General features: G+C 72.0%; 15 protein-coding genes. 10 read left to right on the top strand and 5 right to left on the bottom strand.

The window, feature by feature from the left end:
* Positions 1-10 precede the first annotated feature (10 nt).
* Both ABD899_RS02460 and bar read left to right on the top strand, forming a co-directional pair.
* Complete coding sequence (locus tag ABD899_RS02460; RefSeq protein ID WP_345201893.1) at positions 11-1384, top strand: uracil-xanthine permease family protein; 1374 nt, start codon at positions 11-13, stop codon at positions 1382-1384.
* Between the two features lie 45 nt (positions 1385-1429).
* On the top strand, positions 1430-2545 hold the full coding sequence (gene bar, locus ABD899_RS02455) for a barbiturase (RefSeq protein WP_345201892.1): 1116 nt from the start codon (positions 1430-1432) through the stop codon (positions 2543-2545).
* Positions 2546-2629: 84 nt separating this feature from the next.
* Here the strand turns inward: bar and ABD899_RS02450 are convergent, their stop codons facing one another.
* Entirely contained in the window at positions 2630-4045 is a 1416-nt protein-coding gene (locus ABD899_RS02450) for a PucR family transcriptional regulator (RefSeq protein ID WP_345201890.1), read from the bottom strand.
* Between the two features lie 69 nt (positions 4046-4114).
* On the opposite strand from ABD899_RS02450, the gene ABD899_RS02445 reads away from it, so the two are divergent.
* A complete protein-coding gene (locus tag ABD899_RS02445) occupies positions 4115-5029 on the top strand; it encodes a bifunctional methylenetetrahydrofolate dehydrogenase/methenyltetrahydrofolate cyclohydrolase (protein ID WP_345201889.1) in 915 nt (304 codons plus the stop codon).
* Positions 5026-6129: a calcium:cation antiporter gene (locus tag ABD899_RS02440; protein WP_345201888.1), complete on the top strand. Its 1104-nt coding sequence runs from the start codon at positions 5026-5028 to the stop codon at positions 6127-6129. The genes ABD899_RS02445 and ABD899_RS02440 overlap by 4 nt, the downstream gene beginning before the upstream one ends.
* Before the next feature lie 257 nt (positions 6130-6386).
* On the opposite strand, the gene ABD899_RS02435 is transcribed toward ABD899_RS02440, so the two are convergent.
* On the bottom strand, positions 6387-7376 hold the full coding sequence (locus ABD899_RS02435) for a malate dehydrogenase (RefSeq protein WP_345201886.1): 990 nt from the start codon (positions 7374-7376) through the stop codon (positions 6387-6389).
* 95 nt (positions 7377-7471) lie between these two features.
* Here ABD899_RS02435 and ABD899_RS02430 point away from each other — a divergent pair, with 95 nt between their 5' ends.
* The gene (locus ABD899_RS02430) at positions 7472-8320 is read left to right on the top strand and encodes a ceramidase domain-containing protein (RefSeq protein ID WP_345201884.1); all 849 of its coding nucleotides are present in this window, start codon (positions 7472-7474) and stop codon (positions 8318-8320) included.
* Positions 8321-8439: 119 nt separating this feature from the next.
* Here the strand turns inward: ABD899_RS02430 and aqpZ are convergent, their stop codons facing one another.
* Positions 8440-9255 (bottom strand): aquaporin Z, encoded by an 816-nt coding sequence (gene aqpZ, locus ABD899_RS02425; protein ID WP_345201881.1) that lies wholly within the window; start codon positions 9253-9255, stop codon positions 8440-8442.
* A gap of 181 nt (positions 9256-9436) precedes the next feature.
* Here aqpZ and ABD899_RS02420 point away from each other — a divergent pair, with 181 nt between their 5' ends.
* Positions 9437-9874 (top strand): cupin domain-containing protein, encoded by a 438-nt coding sequence (locus ABD899_RS02420; protein WP_345201878.1) that lies wholly within the window; start codon positions 9437-9439, stop codon positions 9872-9874.
* A gap of 113 nt (positions 9875-9987) precedes the next feature.
* Here ABD899_RS02420 and ABD899_RS02415 read toward each other — a convergent pair whose 3' ends face one another.
* Positions 9988-12198: an NADP-dependent isocitrate dehydrogenase gene (locus ABD899_RS02415; RefSeq protein ID WP_345201876.1), complete on the bottom strand. Its 2211-nt coding sequence runs from the start codon at positions 12196-12198 to the stop codon at positions 9988-9990.
* A gap of 112 nt (positions 12199-12310) precedes the next feature.
* On the opposite strand from ABD899_RS02415, the gene ABD899_RS02410 reads away from it, so the two are divergent.
* Genes ABD899_RS02410 through ABD899_RS02395 form a run of 4 tightly spaced genes read left to right on the top strand, consistent with a single transcriptional unit; the run spans position 12311 to position 15836 of the window.
* On the top strand, positions 12311-13111 hold the full coding sequence (locus ABD899_RS02410) for an exodeoxyribonuclease III (protein ID WP_345201873.1): 801 nt from the start codon (positions 12311-12313) through the stop codon (positions 13109-13111).
* 33 nt (positions 13112-13144) lie between these two features.
* Positions 13145-14179, top strand: a complete 1035-nt coding sequence (gene trpS, locus ABD899_RS02405) for a tryptophan--tRNA ligase (RefSeq protein ID WP_345201871.1) — start codon at positions 13145-13147, stop codon at positions 14177-14179.
* Between the two features lie 11 nt (positions 14180-14190).
* On the top strand, positions 14191-14703 hold the full coding sequence (locus ABD899_RS02400) for a 2'-5' RNA ligase family protein (RefSeq protein WP_345201869.1): 513 nt from the start codon (positions 14191-14193) through the stop codon (positions 14701-14703).
* A gap of 47 nt (positions 14704-14750) precedes the next feature.
* Positions 14751-15836 carry a mannose-1-phosphate guanylyltransferase gene (locus tag ABD899_RS02395; RefSeq protein WP_345201866.1) on the top strand — a complete coding sequence of 362 codons (1086 nt, stop codon included), beginning with the start codon at positions 14751-14753 and terminating at the stop codon, positions 15834-15836.
* A 15-nt stretch (positions 15837-15851) separates the two neighbouring features.
* Here the strand turns inward: ABD899_RS02395 and ABD899_RS02390 are convergent, their stop codons facing one another.
* Positions 15852-16577: an FMN-dependent NADH-azoreductase gene (locus ABD899_RS02390; RefSeq protein WP_345201864.1), complete on the bottom strand. Its 726-nt coding sequence runs from the start codon at positions 16575-16577 to the stop codon at positions 15852-15854.
* Between the last annotated feature and the right edge of the window lie 104 nt (positions 16578-16681).

Below are 16681 nucleotides of genomic sequence, written 5' to 3'. Positions count from 1 at the left end.
GAGCGACACCATGCCAAAACTCAGGACGTGGACCGTGCACGGGGACGGCAAGCGAGTCGCCCCCGATGACGTGGTGGCGCCGGAGGAGCGCCTCGCCTGGCCGATGACGATCGGCATCGGCATGCAGCACGTCATCGCGATGTTCGGCGCGACGTTCCTCGTGCCGGTGCTCACCGGCTTCCCGCCCACCGCGACGATCTTCTTCTCCGGTGTCGGGACCCTGATCTTCATCCTGATGACCGTCGGCCACGGGCAGCGGCTCGGGCTGCCGAGCTACACCGGCTCGAGCTTCGCCTTCATCTCCCCGGTCATCGCCGCGACCGCGGGCGGCGGCATGGCCGAGGCGCTGTCCGGCATCATCGCCGCCGGCCTCGTGCTCTTCCTCATCGGCGTCCTCGTCGACCGGTTCGGTGCCGGGTGGATCAACAAGCTCATGCCCCCGGCGGTCACCGGCGCCATCGTGGCGCTCATCGGCCTCAACCTCGCACCGGTCGCCTGGGAGAACTACCAGCAGCAGCCGTGGACCGCGACGATCACCCTCACCGCCATCGTCCTCGCCACCGTGCTCTTCCGAGGGTTCTGGGGTCGCATCTCGATCCTCATCGGCGTCGTCATCGGCTACCTCGTCGCCTTCCCGCAGGGCCAGCTCAGCGAGCTGGACTCGAACCTGGCCGCCGCCGACTGGATCGGCCTCCCCGACTTCACCGCCCCGAGCTTCAGCTGGAACGCCATCGCCCTCATCGTCCCCGTCGTCGTCGTGCTCATCGCCGAGAACACCGGCCACATCAAGGCCGTCGCCTCGATGACCGACCGCAACCTGGACCGGTCCCTGGGCCGGGCCTACATGGGTGACGGTGCCGCGACGATGGTCGCCGGCCTCGGAGGTGGTTCCGGTACGACGACGTACGCCGAGAACATCGGTGTCATGGCGGCGACCCGCGTCTACTCGACCGCGGCCTACGTCGTCGCGGGTCTCACCGCGATCGCCCTGGGCATGGTGCCTAAGTTCGGCGCCCTCATCGTCAGCATCCCGATCGGCGTCCTCGGCGGCGCGACGATCATCCTCTACGGCCTCATCGCGGTGCTGGGCGGACGGATCTGGGTGGAGGCCCGGGTCGACTTCAAGAACCCGATCAACCTCTTCCCCGCCGCCATCGGCCTCATCCTCGGTGCGGCCAACGCGACGTGGACCTCGGCGAGCGGCGACGTCTCCTTCAACGGCATCGCGATCGGGTCGTTCGCGACGATCATCATCTACCAGGTCATGTTCTACGTCGCGAAGTACGGCGTGAACCGGGGCGTCCCCTTCAGCCCGGGCACCGTGCCCGGGAAGATCACCTCGGAGGACTACCCGAAACCGACCCCCACCGACCCCAACCTGTAGAGACCTCGCCCCCTGATCCACCGACTCATGGAAGGTAGGACGCGAATGCCACGTCCCATCGAAGTACGAAAGGTCCCGATCGAGAGCGTCAGCGACGCCGCAGGGCTCACCGCGCTCATCGACGAGGGAGTGTTCTCGGCCGACGACGTCATCGCCGTCGTCGGCAAGACCGAGGGCAACGGTGGGGTGAACGACTACACCCGGATCATTGCCACGACCGCCTACCGCAGCGTGCTCGAGGAGAAGGGGACACGCAGCAAGGAGGAGGTCGCGCAGGTCCCGCTCGTGTGGTCCGGCGGCACCGACGGTGTCATCAGCCCACACGCGACGATCTTCGCCTACGCCCCCGAGGGCAGGTACGAACCGACCGACGAGCCACGGGTCACCGTGGGCTACGCGATGAGCGAGGTGCTCCTTCCGGAGGACATCGGGCGGCCGGCGATGGTCGAGAAGGTGGCGGCGGGCGTGCGCGTCGCGATGGAGCGGGCCGGCATCACCGACCCTGCCGACGTGCACTACGTGCAGACCAAGACACCACTGCTCGTGCAGGACACCATCAACGACGCCGAGTCGCGTGGGGAGACCGTCTACACCCACAACACGCTGGAGTCGATGGACGTCTCCAACGCCACGACCGCTCTCGGTGTGGCGGTGGCGCTCGGCGAGATCGAGATGCCGACAGCGGACCAGATCTTCCGTGACCTGTCCCTGTTCTCCTCCGTCGCGTCGTGCTCCTCGGGCGTCGAGCTCGACCAGGCACAGATCGTCGTCGTCGGGAACACGCGCGGGATCGGGGGCCGGTTCCGGGCCGGGCACAGCATCATGAAGGACGCCCTCGACATGGACGGGGTCTGGGAGGCCATCCGCAACGCCGGGCTCGACGACATGCCGGCCGACTGCATCCACCCGCGCCACATCAAGGGCCGTCTGGTCAACCTGTTCCTCAAGTGCGAGGCGGACCCGAGCGGACGCGTGCGCGGCCGCCGCAACATCATGCTCGACGACTCCGACGTCGCCTGGCACCGCCAGATCAAGGCCGCCGTGGGCGGGGTCGTGGGCGCCGTCACCGGCGACCCGATGAACTTCGTGTCGGTCGCGGCGGTGCACCAGGGCCCCTCCGGCGGCGGGCCGGTCATCGCGATCGTGGACCTGGAGGCCTGACCACCCCGGACGACGGTCCTGCTCGTGGTCCTCGCCCAGCGCGCCGACCACGAGCAGGACCGTGCCGTCCCCGGGCCCTCCCGGTCAGAGGCCGCGCATCTCGTGGATCCGCAGCGCGAGGGCGAGCGTGAGGCGCAGCTGCGGGTCGGAGGTGAACGGGCCGAGCATCCGCTCGAGCTTCGCGACGCGGTAGCGCAGCGTGTTGTAGTGGAAGAACAGCCGGCGCGCGGTCTCGGCGACGTTGAGGTTGGTGTCGATGAGCACCGACAGGGTCCGGCGCAGGTCGGCGTTCTCCGGGGAGTCGTCCGTCGCGAGCTCACCGAGGGACTCCTCGACGAACCGCCGCAGGTCGGCGCCGTCGGGCACGAGGGCGAGCAGCCGGTAGATCCCCAGCCCGTCGAAGTGGGCGAGCGCGGACTCCCCGTGCATCTGCCGGCCGACGTGCACGGCGGTGAGCGCCTCGTCGTAGGCCGCGGGCAGCTCGGCCACCGAGCTGACGGTCCGGGAGACACCCGTGGAGAAGGTGCGCCGTCCCCCGCCGCCGTCCCCGCGGACGACCTTGGCGATGTCGCCGACCGTGCGCAGGAGGGCATCGGTGCCCGGCTCCGGCCCCGTGGGCAGCAGCGCGACGACCTCCTGGCTGAAACCGGCGACGGGGACGCTCGGGTCGCGGGCGCGCACGGCCTGCACCCACGCCCGGACGAACCGCTCCTGCAGCGAGCGCACCTCGTCGGGGGACCGGGTCGTCTCCTCGTCGTTCTCGTCGGTCTCGGCGACGACGACGACCATCGGACGAGCGATGTCCCACCCCAGGGATGCCGCGTGCGCGACGGCGTCGGCCCCCTCACCGGCGCGTCCGGCGAGGGCGTCGCGCAGGAACTCGGCGCGGTACTTCCCCTCGACCGCCGCCACCGCCTGCTCCTTGGTGATGGCGAGCGCCGCGACCGTTGCTGCCCGCTCGAGCAGGTGCACGTCGGCGGGGGTGAGCGGCCGCTCCGGCGAGAAGGCCCCGAGCAGGCCGTGGTCCGCGGACCCGGCGACGATCCGGACGAACGCCCGCGTGCTGCCGGGCGTGCCGGGGGCGCGGGCGCCGACGGGCTCGTCCTCGACGACGAGGCGCCCCGTGCGGTCGAAGCAGTCCAGCGCGCTGACGCGCTCGACCTCCGACTCGTCGCCGGCGATCGACAGCACCCGCCCGTCGGTCGTCGTCACGAGGGCCGCGCCCCCGAAGAACCCGGCGACGGCCTGGCACAGGTCACGCACCGAGCCCCCCGCGAGCACGATCCGCACGAGCACCCGGTGCACCTCGTCCTCGCGCCGCAGGAGCAGGGACTGCTGCTCGACGACCTGCGCGAGCAGGGCCGCGCGCTCGGTGGGGTCCCGGGGCAGGTCCTGGGGGCGAAGGGCGGGGCGAAGGGCGGTTCCCAGGGTGGCTGGCGCGTCCCCGGTCGGTGGCGCGGTCCGTGCGCCAGGCGACCGATCCCCGGCACCATCGACCATCCGGTCACTGTAGACCCTGCGTGTCGTCGGCCCGGTGCCGTCGCACACCGGCCGTGAAAGGATCGCCGTATGGCTGCGACCACGCTGGACGGCAAGGCGATCCTCGGCACGATCAAGGACGAGCTCCGCGCTCGCGTGGCAGCCCTCGCAGCACGCGGGGTCGTGCCGGGCCTGGGCACGGTGCTCGTCGGTGACGACCCGGGCAGCCAGTGGTACGTCGGGGCCAAGCACCGCGACTGCGCCGAGATCGGCATCCGCAGCCTGCGCCGCGACCTGCCCGCGGGCACGTCCCAGGGCGAGGTGCTCGCGGTCGTCCGCGAGCTCAACGACGACCCCGAGTGCACCGGCTTCATCGTCCAGCAGCCCACCGGCCTCGACGAGAACGCCATCCTCTCGGCGGTCGACCCGGCCAAGGACGTCGACGGGCTGCACCCGACGAACCTCGGCTGGCTCGTGCTCGGCGAGAAGGCACCCCTGCCGTGCACGCCGGTCGGCTGCATCGAGCTGCTCCGCCGCTACGACGTGCCGATCGCGGGCGCGAAGGTCGTCGTCGTCGGCCGCGGCATCACCGTCGGCCGCCCCCTCGGGCTCATCCTGACGCGAAAGTCCGAGAATGCGACGGTCACCCTGTGCCACACCGGAACCCGGGACCTTGCCGCCGAGGTGCGGCAGGCGGACATCGTCGTCGCCGCGGCGGGCGTACCCGGCATCGTCACCGCCGAGATGGTCCGGCCCGGGGCGGCGGTCCTCGACGTCGGTGTGTCGCGGGTCCTCGACGAGGAGTCCGGGCGCTCCCGGGTGGCGGGCGACGTGCACCCCGGTGTCTGGGACGTGGCCGGGTACGTCAGCCCGAACCCCGGCGGGGTCGGGCCGATGACGCGCGCCATGCTGCTCAGCAACGTCGTCGACGCCGCCGAGCGCGCCCTCGCCGGGGCGGACGCCCGGGCCACCGCCGGCGCCGCCGCCGCGAGCGGTCCGCGGTGACGGCGGTCGCCGCGGGTCCGCGCACGACGCTGGCGTGGCGGGTCATCCCGGTCGTCTCCCTCGTCGCCCTCGCCGCGACGTGGGGGCGGGACATCGGGATCGTCGTCGTGGTCGTCGTCGCGTTCCTCCTGGCCGGGGCGGTGCTCGCGGCCGTGCACCATGCCGAGGTCGTCGCCCACCGGGTCGGCGAGCCGTTCGGCTCCCTCGTCCTCGCCGTCGCGGTCACGGTCATCGAGGTCTCGCTCATCGTGACCCTCATGCTCTCCGGCGGCGAGAAGGCGGCGACCCTGGCGCGTGAGACGGTGTTCGCCGCGGTCATGATCACCGTCAACGGCATCCTCGGCATCTCCCTGCTCATCGGTTCGCGCCGCTTCGGCACCGTGCGGTTCAACGCCGAGGGCACCGGCGGTGCGCTGGCGACCGTCGCGACGCTCGCCACCGTGTGCCTCGTGCTCCCCACCGTGACCCTGGGTGAGCCCGGCCCGGAGTTCACCGCGGGCCAGCTCGCCTTCGCCGCGGTCGCCTCGCTGTCGCTCTACGCGGCCTTCGTCGTCACCCAGACGGTGCGGCACCGCGACTTCTTCCTCCCGGTCTCGCGCAAGGGGGCCCCGCTCACCGAGGACGAGCACGCCGACCCGCCGACGACCCGCGAGGCGTACGTCTCGCTCGTCTTCCTCCTCCTGTCGCTCGTCGCCGTCGTCGGGCTGGCCAAGGTGGAGTCGCCGGCGATCGAGGAGGGCGTCGTCGCGGCGGGGCTGCCGGTGTCGTTCGTCGGAGTCGTCATCGCCCTGCTCGTGCTCCTCCCGGAGACGATCGCCGCCGCGAACGCCGCGCGACGCGACCGCGTCCAGACCTCGCTCAACCTCGCCATGGGCTCGGCGATGGCCTCGATCGGCCTGACCATCCCGACGCTCGCGGTCGCCTCGATCTGGATCCCGACGCCGCTCAAGCTCGGCCTCGGCGCGACGCAGATCGTGCTGCTCGCGATCACCGTCGTCGTGGCCGTGCTCACGGTCGTGCCCGGCCGGGCGACCCGTCTTCAGGCGAGCGTGCACCTCACCCTCTTCGCGGCGTTCCTGTTCCTCGCGATGTCTCCCTGACCGCTCGCCCTGACCGCTCGCCCGGGTCGACCGGCCCGACGACCGGCGGCTCGCACCACCTGCACCGGGACTGCTTTCACCGCGGGAGGAGTTCCTTTCACGCTGAAAGCAGTTCTGGAGGGGTGAGTTCGGGTAGGAGCCCGCCGCCGTGGCGACGGAGCAGACGACCGCATGCCGCCCGCCCTCGTGGGGCAGACGACCGGATGCCGCCCGCCCTCGTGGGGCGGACGGCATCCGGTTGCGATGTGGGGACCGACTCAGATGAGGCCGAGGCCCTGGACCGCGTCGCGCTCCTCGACGAGCTCGGCGACCGACGCGTCGATCTTCGCCCGCGAGAAGTCGTCGATCTCCAGGCCCTGCACGATCGACCACTGCCCGTCGGCCACGGTGACGGGGAACGAGGAGATGATCCCCTCCTGGACCCCGTAGGAGCCGTCGGAGCGCACCGCCATCGACACCCAGTCACCCTCGGGGGTGCCCTGGGTCCACGTGCGGGCGTGGTCGATCGTCGCGGAGGCGGCGGATGCCGCGGACGATGCCCCACGTGCCTCGATGATCGCCGCGCCGCGCTTGGCGACGGTCGGGATGAAGGTGTTGGCCAGCCAGTCCTGGTCGCCGACGGCCTCGGCGGCGTTGCGGCCACCGACCTCGGCGTGGAACAGGTCGGGGTACTGCGTGGCCGAGTGGTTGCCCCAGATCGTCATCCTGCGGATCTCGGTCACCGGCACGCCGAGCTTCGCGGCCAGCTGCGAGATCGCGCGGTTGTGGTCGAGGCGGGTCAGCGCCGAGAAGCGCTCGGTCGGGATGTCGGGGGCGTTGCTCATCGCGATGAGGGCGTTCGTGTTGGCCGGGTTGCCGGTCACCGTGACCCGGATGTCGTCGGCCGCGACCTCGTTGAGGGCCTTGCCCTGCGGGGCGAAGATGCCACCGTTCGCCTCGAGCAGATCGCCGCGCTCCATGCCCGGGCCGCGCGGGCGGGCGCCGACGAGGAGGGCGTGGTTGACGCCGTCGAAGACCTTCGTCGCGTCGTCGCCGATCTGCACACCTGCCAACGTCGGGAACGCGCAGTCGTCGAGCTCCATGACGACTCCCTCGAGCGCCTTGAGCGCCGGGGTGATCTCGAGGAGCCGGAGCTCGACCGGGGTGTCCGGGCCGAACAGCGCACCGCTCGCGATGCGGAACAGCAGGCTGTAGCCGATCTGGCCGGCGGCGCCGGTGACGGCGACCTTGACGGGCGTGGTGCTCACGGTGGTACCCCTTCGTACGCGCGGAAAGTGTCGCTCTCGACGCTATCAGCGCCCGGCCGTGGCGCAGCACCGGCTCCTGTGGTGAGGTGGCCGACGTGACGAGTGCAGCGCCGGACGGCAGGGACGTGCGCCCGCCGGCCGCGCCCGACGCGTCGCAGCGGCGCGACCTGCGCCCGCTGGTCGCCGCCGCCACGACGGCCGTCGTCTCGCTCGCCCTCGTCCTGGCCGCAGCCAGGTGGGGCTGGCTCGGGCCCGACGTCGGTCGCGGGGACGGCTTCTGCGAGGCCGCGCGACCGGGCTGGGTCCGCCAACCGGTCAACACGTGGAGCAACCTCGCCTTCGTCGTCGCCGGGCTGGCTGTCGCCTGGTATGCCGCGGACCGGGTCCGCCTCGGGCTCACCATGGGCGCCCACCCGGGTCTCGCCACGGCATACGCGGTGCTCGTCGTCCTCCTCGGCCCGGGCAGCATGGCGATGCACGCCACCCAGACCGACCTCGGCGGGCACCTCGACCTGCTGAGCATGTTCGCGGTGTCCGGGTTCGCCCTCGGCTACGCCCTCATGCGCTTCGTGCGGCGCGGGCCGGCCTTCATGGCGGTCGTCTTCCTCGTCGCCGTCGTCGTGGGGATGGCCGTGCACCTTCGGGGGGGCAGCGTCCCGCCCGTAGGCCACGCCGGCAACGCCGCGTTCGCGGTGCAGGTCGGGGGCGCGGTCGCCCTCGAGGTGGCGCTCATCCGGCGGCGCTCACCGCGCCAGGACGTGTGGTTCGGGCTTGCGTCGGTCGCGACCCTGGCCGTGGCCTTCGCGATCTGGACGACCGGTCAGCGCGACCACCCGTGGTGCCGGCCCGAGTCCCTGCTCCAGCAGCACGGCCTGTGGCACGTCCTGTGCGCGCTCGCGGCCTACCTGCTCTTCCGGCACTACGCCGCCGAGCACGCCCCGTGACGTCCGGCAACCTGGGGGCCCCAGCCCCCGACCTGCCGGACGTCCCCTTGCAGCCTCCGTTGCGTCCGGCAACCTGGGGGCCCCAGCCCCCGACCTGCCGGACGCAAGGGGGTGGTGGGTCAGCGCGGGGCGTCGGGGTCCACGTGGTCGGGCACGGGGACGTCCTCGGGCTCGATCTCGCCGGAGATGTCGCGGTCGCGGCGGTCCAGCCCGGTGATGAGGTGGAACGTCGCACCGGCGATGGCCGCACCGATGATCGGCGCGAGCCAGAACACCCACAGCTGCGCCGGGGCACCGTCGCCGTTGAAGAAGGCGACGCCGGTGGAGCGGGCCGGGTTGACCGACGTGTTCGAGATCGGGATGGAGACGAGGTGGATGAGGGTGAGGGCCAGGCCGATGGCGATCGGGGCGAAGCCTTGCGGGGCCCGCGAGTCGGTGGCCCCGAGGATGACGTAGAGGAACACCGCGGTGAGCAGGACCTCGGCGACGAACACCGCGACGAGGCCGTAGCCGCCCGGCGAGTTGTCCCCGTAGCCGTTCGCCGCCATGTTGCCGGTCGCCTCGAACCCGGCGCGACCGCGCGCGATGCCCCAGATGGCGAGGCCGGCGACGAGGCCGCCCGCGACCTGGGCACCGACGTACGCCGGCACGTCCCGCCAGTCGAACCGCTTCGCGACGGCGACGCCGATGGTCACCGCGGGGTTGAAGTGGGCGCCCGAGATGTGGCCGACGGCGTAGGCCATCGTCATGACGGTGAGGCCGAACGCGAGGGCCACCCCGAGGAAGCCGATGCCCAGCTGCACGCTCTGGCCGGCGACGACGTTGGGGACGATGAACGTTGCGGCGAACACCGCCGAGCCGGCCCCGCCGAAGACGAGCCAGAACGTGCCGAGGAACTCCGCGCCGAGGCGCTGGGCCATGGTGGGTGTGGTCATGCGGCCAGTGTGGCGGCCCCGGGGCCGGGACGCACGTGGCGCGCCGGATGCCGGACCGGCCCGCGCCCCCCTCGGTAGGTTGGTCCCGAGCCCTACCGAGCCCTACCGAGCCCGACCGGACCGAGCCCGACCGGACCGAGCCGACCGGACCGGACCGACCGACCGACCCGAGGAGAGAGCCATGTCCGACCACGGACCCGACCCGTTCGTCACCGACATCGAGGCCGGGACGCTGGCCAACGACGCCTTCCGCACGACCCTGTGGACCGGGCGCCACCTCCAGCTGACGCTCATGTGCCTGCAGCCCGAGGAGGAGATCGGCCTCGAGGTGCACCACGACATCGACCAGTTCCTGCGGATCGAGGGCGGTTCCGGGCGGGTCTACATGGGGCCGACCCGCGAGGACCTCTCGTTCACCCGGGACGTCGCCGACGACGACGTCGTCCTCGTGCCGGCCGGCTCGTGGCACAACGTCGTCAACACCGGTGAGGGGCCCTTGCGGCTGTACTCGATCTACGGCCCGGCCGAGCACCCGCACGGCACGGTCCACCTCACCAAGGCCGAGGCGGACGCCGACGAGCACGACCACCACCACTCCGCGACCGACCACCCGCGGTGAGGTGCGGGCGGATGCCGTGCGCCCGGCATCCGCGCCGCCCCACTTCGTGCACATCACCCACGTGGAACGGCCGTTTCCGGTACGCGCGACGTGGGTGATGTGCAGCGAGTCGGTCAGCCCAGGGTGGCGAGGATGCGGTTGAAGGTCGCCGACGGGCGCATCACCGCGGCCGCCTTGGCGCCGTCGGGGCGGTAGTAGCCGCCGATGTCGGCCGGGGAGCCCTGCACCGCGATGAGCTCGGTGTCGATGGTCTCGGCGTGCGCGACGAGCTGCTCGGAGACCGACGTGAAGCGGGAGGCGAGCTCGGGGTCGTCGGTCTGCTGCGCGAGCTCCTCGGCCCAGTACCGCGCGAGCCAGAAGTGGCTGCCGCGGTTGTCGATCTGGCCGACGCGACGGGCCGGGGACTTGTTCTCGTTGAGGAGGCGCTCGGTGGCCCGGTCGAGGGCCTCGCCGAGCACACCGGCGCGGGCGTTGCCGTTCGTCGCCTCGTGCCGGAAGCTCTCGGCGAGGGCGAGGAACTCACCGAGGCTGTCCCAGCGCAGGTAGTTCTCCTGGACGAGCTGCTGCACGTGCTTGGGCGCCGACCCGCCGGCACCGGTCTCGAAGAGACCACCGCCGTTCATGAGCGGCACGACCGAGAGCATCTTCGCGCTCGTGCCGAGCTCGAGGATCGGGAAGAGGTCGGTGTTGTAGTCGCGCAGCACGTTGCCGGTGACCGAGATGGTGTCCTCACCGCGTCGGATCCGCTCGACCGAGAGCCTGGCCGCCTCGACGGGGGAGAGCACCCGGATGTCGAGCCCCTCGGTGTCGTGGTCGGCGAGGTAGGTCTCGACCTTGGCGATGAGGTTGCGGTCGTGGGCGCGGCTGTCGTCGAGCCAGAACACCGCGGGTGTCTGCGAGGCGCGGGCGCGGGTGACAGCGAGCTTGACCCAGTCGCGGATCGGGGCGTCCTTGGTCTGGCAGGCCCGCCAGATGTCGCCGGCCTCGACGTCGTGGGCCATGAGCACCTCGCCGGCGGCGTCGACGACCTCGACGCGGCCGGCATCCGTCATCTCGAAGGTCTTGTCGTGGCTGCCGTACTCCTCGGCCTTCTGGGCCATGAGGCCGACGTTCGGCACCGAGCCCATCGTCCGGGGGTCGAAGGCGCCGTGGGCGCGACAGTCCTCGATGACCGCTTGGTAGACACCGGCGTACGAGCTGTCGGGGATGACCGCGAGGGTGTCGTGCTCCTCGCCGTCGGGCCCCCACATGTGGCCCGACGTGCGGATCATGGCCGGCATCGACGCGTCGACGATGACGTCGCTCGGGACGTGCAGGTTCGTGATGCCCTTGTCGGAGTTCACCATCGCCAGACGCGGGCCGTCGGCGAGGCCCCGGTCGATCGCCGCCTTGATCTCGGCACCGTTGGGCAGGGCCGACAGGCCGTCGAGGATACCGCCGAGCCCGTTGTTCGGGGACAGCCCCGCGGCCTCGAGGTCGGCGCCGAAGCGCTCGAAGACGTCGGGCAGGAAGGCGCGCACGACGTGCCCGAAGATGATCGGGTCGCTGACCTTCATCATCGTGGCCTTGAGGTGGACGGAGAACAGCACGTCCTCGGCCTTGGCGCGGGCGACCTGCTCGCGCAGGAACGCGTCGAGGGACGCCGCGCGCATGACCGTCGCGTCGACGACCTCGCCCTCGAGGACCGTCAGGCCCTCCCTGAGGGTCGTCGTCGTGCCGTCGGCCGCCACGTGGCGGATCGCCAGGGTGTCGTCGCCGGACAGGACGACCGACTGCTCGTTGGAGCGGAAGTCGTCGGCCCCCATCGTCGAGACGTTCGTCCTGCTCCCGCTGCTCCACGCGCCCATCGAGTGCGGGTGGTTGCGCGCGTAGTTCTTGACGGCGGCGGGGGCCCGCCGGTCGGAGTTGCCCTCGCGCAGCACGGGGTTGACCGCACTGCCCTTGACCTTGTCGTAGCGGGCGCGCACGTCGCGCTCCGCGTCGGTCTGCGGGTCGTCCGGGTAGTCCGGCACCGCGAAGCCCTGGCCCTGCAGCTCGGCGACGGCCGCCTTGAGCTGGGGCATCGACGCGGAGACGTTGGGCAGCTTGATGATGTTCGCCTCGGGCGTCGTCGCGAGCTGCCCGAGCTCGGTCAGGGCGTCGCCGGTGCGCTGCTCGGGGGTGAGGTACTCGGGGAAGACGGCGAGGATCCGCCCGGCGAGCGAGATGTCGCGGGTCTCGACGTCCACGCCCGCGGAGGACGCGAAGGCCTGCACGACCGGGAGGAAGGAGTACGTGGCCAGCATCGGGGCCTCGTCGGTCAGCGTGTAGATGATCGTTGCCATGGGTGCGTCGTTGCTCCTCGGTCGTCGCGGTTATCTTGACGTCAAGACAAACACTACCGGATGCCGGGCACCCGGGGCAGGCACGGCATCCACCACCTCGCACAATGGCCCGGTGCTCCTCGTCACCGCAAACGTCAACGGCATCCGGGCGGCCCTGCGCCGGGGCGGGATCGCCTGGCTCGAGGCGGCCGCGCCGGACGTCGTGACCCTCCAGGAGGTGCGCGCCGACGACGCCCAGCTCGTGGCGGCGCTCGCCGGGACCGCCTTCGAGGGCTGGCACGTCGCGCACGCGCCGTGCGGCGCGAAGGGCCGTGCCGGTGTCGCGGTGCTCTCGCGCACCGAGCCGGTGGCCGTGCGCACCGGGGTGGGCGTCGCGGAGTTCGACGGGTCCGGGCGGTGGGTCGAGGCCGACGTCCCGGTGGGGGAGGCCGTCGTCACCGTCGCCTCGGCGTACGTCCACACCGGCGAGGCGGGCACGCCCCGCCAGGACGAGAAGCTGCGCTTCCTCGACGCGGTCGGCGCCCGGCTCGCCCGGTGGTCCGAGGAGGGCCGCCACGCCGTGCTCACCGGCGACCTCAACGTCGCCCACCGGGTCGACGACCTCAAGAACTGGAAGGGCAACCGCGGCAAGTCCGGCTTCCTGCCCGAGGAGCAGGCGCACCTCGACACGTGGATCGCCACCCACGGCTTCGTCGACGTCCACCGCCACCTGCACGGCCCGGGGCCGGGGCCGTACACGTGGTGGTCGTGGCGCGGCAAGGCCTTCGACACGGATGCCGGGTGGCGCATCGACTACCAGCTCGCCTCCGCGCCCCTCGCCGCCCGGGCCGTCAGCGTCGAGGTCGGGCGCGCCCCCGCGTACGCGCAGCGATGGAGCGACCACGCCCCGGTGAGCGTCCGCTACGCCCTGTGACCGGCGGGTGGGCGCCGCGGCCCCCCTGACACAATGACCCGCATGCCCACCCCCGCACCGGCCGCGTCCGCACGTCCGCGCATCCTGTCCGGGATGCAGCCGACGAGCGACTCCCTCCACCTCGGCAACTACCTCGGCGCCCTCGTGAACTGGGTCGGCCTGCAGGAGGAGTTCGACGCCTACTACTTCGTCGCGGACCTCCACGCGCTCACCGTGCCCACCGACCCCGCGGTGCTGCGCCGGCGCACCCAGGTCACCGCCGCGCAGTTCATCGCCGCCGGGGTCGACCCGGAGGCGTCGGCGGTCTTCCTCCAGAGCCACGTCCACCCCCACCCCGAGCTCGCCTGGGTGCTGTCCTGCCAGACGGCGATGGGCGAGATGAACCGGATGACCCAGTTCAAGGACAAGACGTCGAAGGGGATGAACGCCAACGTCGGGCTGTTCACCTACCCGATCCTCATGGCGGCCGACATCCTCATGTACGACGCGGCGTTCGTTCCCGTCGGCGAGGACCAGCGCCAGCACCTCGAGATCACCCGCGACCTCGCCGAGCGGGTCAACACCCGCTTCGGCCCGCTGCTCACGGTGCCCGAGCCGTACATCCTCAAGGAGTCGGCGAAGATCATGGACCTGCAGGAGCCGACGTCGAAGATGAGCGGGTCGCTCTCGTCGGACAAGGGCATCGTCCTGCTCAGCGACCCGCCGTCGCGGATCGCGAAGAAGATCCGCTCGGCGGTCACCGACGCCGAGGCCGAGGTCCGCCACGACCCCGACACCAAGCCCGGGGTGTCCAACCTGCTCGTCGTGCACTCGGTGCTCAGTGGCACGCCGGTCGCCGAGCTCGAGTCCCGCTTCGCCGGCCAGGGCTACGGCGCGCTCAAGGCCGAGGTCGCCGACGTCGTCGTCGAGGCGGTCGGTCCGTTCCAGCAGCGGATGGCCGAGCTGCTCGCCGACCCGGCCGAGCTCGACCGCGTCCTCTCCAGCGGCGCGGCACGCGCCGCGGTCGTCGCCGAGGCCACGCTGAGGCGGGTCAAGGATGCCGTGGGCCTCCTCCCCGCCGCGCGGTAGGGTCCCTGCCCATGCCGCACCACGGCGTCGCCGTCACCGTTCCCGAGCCCTGGTCCACGACCCTCCAGGAGGCCCGGGAGGACTTCGGCGACCCGATGGCCTCGGCCATCCCCCCGCACGTGACCCTGCTGCCACCGACCGCGATCGCCGACGACGTCATGGGGTCCTTCCTCGAGCACCTGCGGGGGGTCACGGCCACCGTCGACCCGTTCGAGATGGTGCTGTCGGGCACCGGCACCTTCCGGCCGATCTCGCCCGTCGTCTTCGTCCAGGTCTCACGGGGCATCGGCCCGTGCGAGGGGCTCGAGCGCGCGGTGCGCTCCGGTCCGGTCGAGCGGGTGCTCGACTTCCCGTACCACCCGCACGTCACCGTCGCGCACCACCTCGGAGAGGACGCGCTCGACCGGGCCTTCGAGGGCCTGGCCGACTTCCGCTGCCGCTTCCCGGTGACCTCCGTCGAGCTGTACCACCACGACGAGGACGGCGTCTGGCGCGTCATCGACAGCTTCCCGCTCGGCGGCTGACCCACCCGGGCCGGTCAACCTCCGGCGACGGGATAGCCTCGCGTCCCATGGCGAGCATCCCCGGCTTCTGGGCCGTCGTCCCCGCCGGTGGCGCCGGAACCCGGCTGTGGCCGCTGAGCCGCGCTGCCCACCCGAAGTTCCTCCTCGACCTCACCGGCAGCGGCCGCACCCTGCTCCAGGCGACCGTCGACCGGCTCGGCCCGCTCACCGGCGAGCGGGTCGTCGTCGTGACGGGGGATGCCCACGCGGATGCCGTGCGGGCGCAGCTCACCGGCCCGTCCGCCGGGCGGGTCGTCGCCGAGCCGTCCCCGCGTGACTCGATGGCCGCGATCGGGCTCGCCGCGGCGATCGTCGAGCGACTCGACCCCGAGGCGGTCATCGGCTCCTTCGCGGCCGACCACGTCATCCCCGATGCCACGGCGTTCGAGGCGGTCATCCGCGAGGCCGTCGAGGTCGCCCGCGCGGGACACCTCGTGACGATCGGCATCGAGCCGACCTCGCCCGCGACCGGCTTCGGGTACATCCGCACGGGCGAGCCCCTGCCCGGGTTCCCCACGGCGCTGCGGGCCGTCGAGTTCGTCGAGAAGCCGGATGCCGAGCGGGCGACCCGCTACCTCGCCTCCGGGGAGTACCGCTGGAACGCAGGGATGTTCGTCGTGCGCGCCACGACGCTCCTCGACCTCCTCGAGCGCTGGCACCCCGACCTCGCCGCCGGGGTGCGCGTCATCGCGGCCGAGCCCGAGCGCCTCGACGAGGTGTGGCCCCGGCTGACGAGGATCGCCATCGACCACGCCGTGGCCGAGCCCGCGGCGGATGCCGGTCACGTCGTCGTCGTGCCGGCCTCCTTCGCGTGGGACGACGTCGGCGACTTCGCGAGCCTCGCGTCCCTGCTCCCACCGGTGGAGGGCGGCGCGAGCCTGCGGGTGCTGGGGTCGGCCGACGACGTCACCACCGTCGACGCCTCCGGGGTCGTCGTCGCGACCGGGGGCCGCCGGGTGGCGGTGGTGGGGGTCGACGACGTCGTGGTCGTCGACACCCCGGACGCCCTCCTCGTGACGACGCGCTCGCGCGCCCAGGACGTCAAGCGGGTCGTCGACGCGCTCGTGGAGGCCGGGCGGACCGACCTGACCTGACCCGGCCCGAGCGGGTCAGGCGACCCCGTTGTCGGGCGCCTCCTCGACGATGACCTGCGGCTTGACCTCGGGCGGAAGTGCCTCGGCCGGTGGAGGGGGTGACCCCTCCCACGCCCCGCCCGCGACCCACGACCGCACCTCCCCGATCGCGGTGCGGAAGGCTGCCCGGCGGGAGTCCGGTGACACGTCCATCGGCTGCGCGCTGAAGAACTGGATGTCGGTGATCCCGACGAACCCGAAGATCGTGGCCAGGTAGGTGTTGAGGTAGTCGAGCGAGAGGAGCGGCTGCTGCGTGTAGTCCGCGCCCCGGGACGTCACGCAGACCATCCGCTTTCCGTGCACGAGACCGTGCGGCCGCCCGGTCTCGTCGTACCTGAAGAGGTACCCGGGCTGCACGATGGCGTCGATGTAGTACTTCAGCGCGTAGGGGATGCCGAAGTTCCACATGGGAACGGTCAGCAGGTAGACGTCCGCGGCGAGGAACTGCTCGATGGTCCGTTCGATCTCGCTCCACGAGGCCCGTGCCCCCTCGTCGAGGGGCTGTCCGGTCATGAGCGCGTACTTCGTCTTGATGTTGACACCTGCGACCGCAGGCAGGTCGGCGCTGAACAGGTCCAGGGTGCTGACGTCGAGGTCGTCGTAGCGGTCGTGGAGCCCCTCGAGCAGCACCGCCGAGATGCGTCCGGTGTTCGACGCGAGACCGCGGGGGGTGGCGACGATGTGGAGGAGGCGAGTGCTCATGGTGACCCTTTGTCCTGGACGGTGCAGGTTCGCCGCCGACGTCGGGAGGTCGGCGGCTGGCCACTGGTCTGCTGATCGTAGGTCCGGTCGGGCGTTGCCGACCA

It is taken from the genome of Fodinibacter luteus (assembly GCF_039541575.1).
Classification (GTDB): Bacteria; Actinomycetota; Actinomycetes; order Actinomycetales; family Dermatophilaceae; genus Fodinibacter; species Fodinibacter luteus.
This window is presented reverse-complemented; position numbering and strand designations above follow the sequence as displayed.